The sequence below is a fragment of the Microcoleus sp. PH2017_09_SFU_O_A genome (assembly GCF_020738625.1).
In the GTDB taxonomy this organism is placed as follows: domain Bacteria; phylum Cyanobacteriota; class Cyanobacteriia; order Cyanobacteriales; family Microcoleaceae; genus Microcoleus.
In genome coordinates this window covers 1-5355 of sequence record NZ_JAEQCF010000155.1, presented here as the reverse complement: position 1 = coordinate 5355, position 5355 = coordinate 1, and the positions used below count along the sequence as shown (strand labels likewise).

6 protein-coding genes and 1 pseudogene are annotated in these 5355 nt (G+C 43.2%); 4 read left to right on the top strand and 3 right to left on the bottom strand.

All coding sequences use genetic code 11. The features are described 5' to 3' along the window. The 4 genes and pseudogenes from JGK16_RS31950 to JGK16_RS31935 all read left to right on the top strand — a co-directional run. Nucleotides 1-463 (top strand): annotated as a pseudogene (locus tag JGK16_RS31950) (hypothetical protein); the annotation flags it as partial. A gap of 162 nt (nucleotides 464-625) precedes the next feature. Continuing rightward, complete coding sequence (locus JGK16_RS31945; protein ID WP_293184418.1) at nucleotides 626-1999, top strand: O-antigen ligase domain-containing protein; 1374 nt, start codon at nucleotides 626-628, stop codon at nucleotides 1997-1999. Between the two features lie 432 nt (nucleotides 2000-2431). Further along, on the top strand, nucleotides 2432-3193 hold the full coding sequence (locus tag JGK16_RS31940) for a WecB/TagA/CpsF family glycosyltransferase (protein ID WP_293193889.1): 762 nt from the start codon (nucleotides 2432-2434) through the stop codon (nucleotides 3191-3193). Nucleotides 3194-3417: 224 nt separating this feature from the next. Continuing rightward, nucleotides 3418-3861, top strand: coding sequence for a DUF4079 domain-containing protein (locus JGK16_RS31935; protein ID WP_293184414.1), 444 nt, complete (start codon nucleotides 3418-3420; stop codon nucleotides 3859-3861). 87 nt (nucleotides 3862-3948) lie between these two features. On the opposite strand, the gene JGK16_RS31930 is transcribed toward JGK16_RS31935, so the two are convergent. The 3 genes from JGK16_RS31930 to JGK16_RS31920 form a co-directional block, all read right to left on the bottom strand. Further along, complete coding sequence (locus tag JGK16_RS31930; RefSeq protein ID WP_293184412.1) at nucleotides 3949-4848, bottom strand: alpha/beta hydrolase; 900 nt, start codon at nucleotides 4846-4848, stop codon at nucleotides 3949-3951. Then, nucleotides 4781-5014 carry a hypothetical protein gene (locus JGK16_RS31925; protein ID WP_293193891.1) on the bottom strand — a complete coding sequence of 78 codons (234 nt, stop codon included), beginning with the start codon at nucleotides 5012-5014 and terminating at the stop codon, nucleotides 4781-4783. Before JGK16_RS31925 ends, JGK16_RS31930 begins: the two co-directional genes overlap by 68 nt. Nucleotides 5015-5018: 4 nt before the next feature. Continuing rightward, a partial coding sequence (locus JGK16_RS31920) for a zinc ribbon domain-containing protein (RefSeq protein ID WP_293193893.1) occupies nucleotides 5019-5355 on the bottom strand: 337 nt, incomplete at its 5' end.

The following is a 5355-nucleotide window of genomic DNA, read 5'->3' as shown; positions in this document are numbered from 1 at the left end:
CAAGTTAATGGGAAGAATGACCAAAGTATCTGCCAAACAAAGACGGTCGATGAGAAAAGCTGCGGCCAGAATTAGAAGTAAAATTCAAAATCTGGTTGATGAATTACACAAAAAAGCTGCACATTTTATCACCACAAACTATCGAGTTATCTTTCTGCCGACTTTTGAAACATCTCAAATGGTCAAACGTGTTCAACGGAAGATAAACAAGAAGTCGGTACGTCAAATGTTGACATGGGCGCATTATCGCTTCAAGCAAATCATCAAACATCAAGCTGACAAAAATGGTTCGATTGTTGTTGATGTGTCAGAAGCTCGGATTCGACCTGTTCTGTCAGCCATGACGGAATTGCGATCGTTACATCTCCAGCATTGCACAGCTATGTTGAGAAATGTTCAGCGTAAAAGAATCAGATCTATTTATAGCCTTTCGAGCTTTCATATGAGGTACTCATGGGCATAGGGCATAGGGCATTGGCCTCCGTCATAGGTCTCCGTGGGCATACCTCACCACGCTTGAGAACCGCTTTATCAAGATCGGGTAAAGAGGCGATCGTAGGAGCGAGAATTCAGATCCGGGAAATAAAGTAGTCTTTCTACCACCATTTTACTGCCAAAAAAACCTATGGCTGCATTAATCCCATTGACGATGTTCGGTTTGATCCCGATCGTTCTTTACTTGTTTGTGAGGTTTCCGACTCAGCGGGCGGTAATTATCACTTTTGTGGCAGCGTGGCTATTTTTACCACAAGTTTCTTATCCCATCCCCATATTGCCCGCCTATACCAAAGTTTCCGCATCTTGCTACGCCATTTTGCTGGGTGTTATTATCTACGACACTGAGCGCCTCACCAAATTTAAGCCTGGCTGGCTGGACGTGCCAATCGTAATTTGCTGTTTGTCTCCAATTGTTTCACAACTTACTAATGGCGGTAGCCCAATTTCTCCGACTTTCAACCAAATCGTTACTTGGGGTCTGCCTTATTTTTTTGGACGGTTGTATCTGGGTAGTTTAGACGGGCTGCGACAATTGGCGATCGGGATTTTTGCAGGTGGTTTAGCCTACGTTCCTTTTACTTTATTGGAAGGGGTTAAGGGCCCACTTCTGCACCAAATGGTTTACGGCGTCAACGCCTTTGAGGACTGGGGTCAAGCAAGGCGCATGGGGGGGTGGAGACCTGTAGTATTTATGCAGCACGGTTTGATGGTGGGCGTGTGGATGATGACAGCAGCCTTAATCGGAATTTGGCTCTGGCAAACTGGGACGCTCAAAAAGTTTCAGGGCAAAAACATTAAGACTCTAGCAATTGTATTAACTATCGCTTTTTTCCTCTGCCGTTCTACAGGTGCCTATACTTTATTTTTTATCGCGTTACTCATATTATTTTGTGCCAAGTGGTTTCGCACTTCTTTGCCACTACTATTCGTAATTGGATATATAGCGTTTTATCTGTACGTAGCTGCATCTGGTCAATTCTCGAGCCACGACGTGATGAGCGTAATCAATCCCATATTTGGCGAAGAACGGGCCGCCTCTCTGAAGTTTAGATTTGACATGGAAGAGATATTAGGAGATAAAGCGCGACAAAGATTTATTTTTGGCTGGGGGGATTCGGGCGGAAACCGCGTATACGACGGGTACGGTAAAGATATCTCGGTCACCGATAGCTTGTGGATTATTGCATTTGGCATCAACGGTGCAGTCGGTTTAGTTAGTTTATTTGCTTCATTTTTACTTCCTGTTGTCGTCTTTGCGTTCAAGTATCCCGCCAGAACCTGGTCTCATCCGAAAGTAGCGCCCGCTGCGGCCCTGGGAGTAGCCGTAACTATGTATATGTTTGACTGTGTTTTGAACGCTATGGCTAACCCGATTTTTGCGGTCATTGCTGGAGGAATATCGGGTCTGGCTTTAAAAGCTCCAGAAAGTCTGAAGGCCAAGAAAACCATTTCGCCTTCGCCACCAAGAAGACAGTCGCTGGTTCACCAAAAATCAGGATGATTTTCAAGCTTTGAGCGCGCTCAAAGCTTGAAAATATATTGCATTCTCTAGATACAAAAATTCAAGAATCTACTATGTTTGTATTAAATCTAGTTGGGAAGTTGCAATCTCTTTCTCAGTTGGCTGAAAATTAATGTAATAAAATAAAATATCGACATTAATTGGCAAGGTTTCAAACATTAGCACCGGATTGTGTTTTGATTAAAACTGTGTTGCGAGTTGTAAACCAAATTAGCTTTATACACTTTTTCCTAAAAGCAGCAGATTCTTTACACAATCTTTAAACATTCTGACTGGACAGGTAGGGTGTAGGGCGATATACTAAAAAAAGTATATTCACACCCACGCCCAAGTAGTGGAAACACTCTTGCTGTATTGTGGGTTTATGGTTTGAGTTGTAGTTGAATATCAAGGCTAGATGGGAATAAAAAAATGAAAACAGTTAATTTATTGAATGTAGCGATAGATAACTTTACAATTACAGAGTTATTTGAAAAACTAGACGACGAAGGTGGTGTCGTATTTACACCCAACGTAGACCACTTAATTAAGTTGCAATATGACCGCGACTTCTATGAAGCTTACAATACATCTAGTTATAGAGTCTGCGACAGTCAAATCTTGATGTATGCCTCAAAATTTTTGGGTACTCCTATCAAGGAAAAGATTTCGGGTTCTGACTTGTTTCCGGCATTTTATATCTATCACAAGGATAACGAGGACGTTAAAATATTTTTGCTAGGAGCGGCTGAAGGAATTGCCAGGAAAGCTCAGGAAAAAATCAATCAAAAAATTGGTAGAGAAATAGTTGTTGAAGCACTTTCTCCTTCTTTTGGATTTGAAAAAAATGAGGAGGAGTGTGAAGCAATAATTGACACTATCAATAAATCAGGAGCTACAGTTCTGGCGATAGGAGTGGGAGCGCCGAAGCAAGAGAAGTGGCTGGTTAAATACAGGAGTAAATTCACACACGTGAAAGTTTTCTTGGCCGTAGGTGCAACCATTGATTTTGAAGCTGGTTGCAAAGCAAGATCTCCCAAATGGATGAGCGAAGTCGGCATCGAATGGGTGTACCGACTGCTAAGCGAACCGAGAAGGTTGTGGAGAAGATATTTGATAGAAGGTCTGCCGTTTTTCCGCTTGATCGTAGAACAAAAATTAGGGTTTTATAAAATGCCTTTCGTTGATAGTTAAACCCCGAAGCTAGAAGGGAAGGCGCTTGGGAAACACTCTTATCTACAAATCAATAACGTCAATGAATCTGAGTGTGATATCCGGCGTTTGAATTGAGTCCTGATAGATGGAATCTGTGGAAAGTGCGATCGCACTTTCTGCCAATAATATTCATTTTTGGTTTCAGGTGCAGGTAAAATCGGAAAGAAACCTTTGTTGCAAATCCCTAACTCGGGATTTAAATCATGAATCTGCCTTCTTTCTTGTGGTTGTGGAAAATAGCGGCGTGGTCAATGGGTGTGGCGCTTTTGGCTTACCTGTTGTTGGCCGTTACTGGAACGTGGATGTTTGCCGCCCGCAGCACGAAACAGTCGCGCCCAAAATGGCTGCGTCCCTTTCATTTGGGGACTGGTGCGGGGATGGCGACTCTGGTAATTTTACTGCTCTTAATTGGCGTAGTCGGTACGCTCGGATACTATGGCAATTTGGGTCACTCAGCTCATTTACCGGCGGGGTTGGCTGTGGTGGCGTTGGTGTTGGTTTCTGTAGGAAGCGGGCTGCAAATTGGCCCTAAACATCCTTGGGCGCGTCCGCTACACATTGGCACTAATTTGGCTTTGTGTGGGGGATTTGTTATTGTGTTGCTCACAGGATGGACGATTGTACAAAAGTATTTACCGAAAGTTTAACGTTTGATTGTTCGGACTTCAGTCCTCTGATGGGAGATGCGGACTGAAGTCCTCACTACGAACCTGAGATGCGGACTGAAGTCCTCACTACGAACCTGCTACTTTAGCTATGAAATCTAAGATATGTTGAGCGGTAATCTGTGGTTTTTCTAAGTGGGGAACGTGTCCGCAATCCGGTATCCAAATTAGTTGGGAATTTGCGATCGCACTTTTAAATTTTTCTGCATCCGCAGTCCCTAATATTCTATCTTGTTTTCCCCACAAAATCAGCGTCTGCTGCTGAATTTGCGATAGTTTTTGCCCAAAACCTCCGTAACCTCCACTTTTTGTAAATGCAATTAAAGCTTGATTCCAGTTGGGCATTTCTAAGTGCAAAGCCGCGCAGGTTTGTGCGTCAACAGAAGCCAAAGTTTTGTCGAAATAAGCATTGACGCTAATTTTTTGGCGAATTATTGGGTTGCGTAAAAATGAAGTTGCCAGATATCCTAAAGGAGGGATTAAAAATTTTCCTTTATTAGATGTTACCGCAAAACCAGCACTGTCTATTAACACTAATTTTTTGACGGCTTCGGGATGATTGAGAGTGAAATCTATTGCTGCGGCACCTCCCATCGACGCGCCAACTAAGATTACAGGCTGCGAAATAAGGGTTTTCCAGAAATAGTAGAGGTGACTTCCAATCGCTTTTTGACTGAATGGCAAATCCGCCGCTCTTTCTGTAAAGCCAAAACCCAACAAATCAACCGCCCAAGTCTCATTTTTTTCGGCAAGCAGCGGCAACAGGCGGCGGTATTCAAATACGGAACTGTCGAAGCCGTGAATTAACAAAATGGGGGTGTTTCCGCTGCCTTGGCGCGCGTAGGTTGTGGCAATTGGCTGCTGGTTTAGACTCGTTGTAATTGCCTCTACTTGAATGCTTTTAGCTAAGGCAATTGAGGTAGATTCTGTGAGTTGTGCGATCGACTTTGGGAGAAAACTTGCTGGCATAATTCTTGATAAAGTGTGAATCGGTAGGGCCGATGCCTCCGCGATCGCCCCTTCCCCTCAAATATTTAAGTATATATGCTCGATCGCCTCCTACTTGAGGATTTAGGGCGATCGACCTCTGAAACCAGGATCTATAGTTCCAAGTTGAATAGACAAATATAGTCATCTGCCTAAACTGCTTGTTTGTAAGGCGTTACCCTTACTGGACTTACTACTAAGTCCTGTATCGAGTCCGAAGCAAATGCCTCATTCCCGAATGCTTTTCTAATTATGTTTAGACTACCATTCATATCGGCGTTGATTAATTGCCCATCACTTGCTCTGAACAATCCTCGCTTTATTCTTCTTCCTTTGTACCTCTGTTGCTTGCTCATCGGCTCGAAATCGAGGAAAGAACATTTGCTGGTATAGCTTTCTTCAGTAATTACCACTTTAATTCCTGCTAAGCAAGCTTTGTACTTGAGCATCTCAATAAATCGAGCGTGAGGAATACTGACAAAGTTCTGA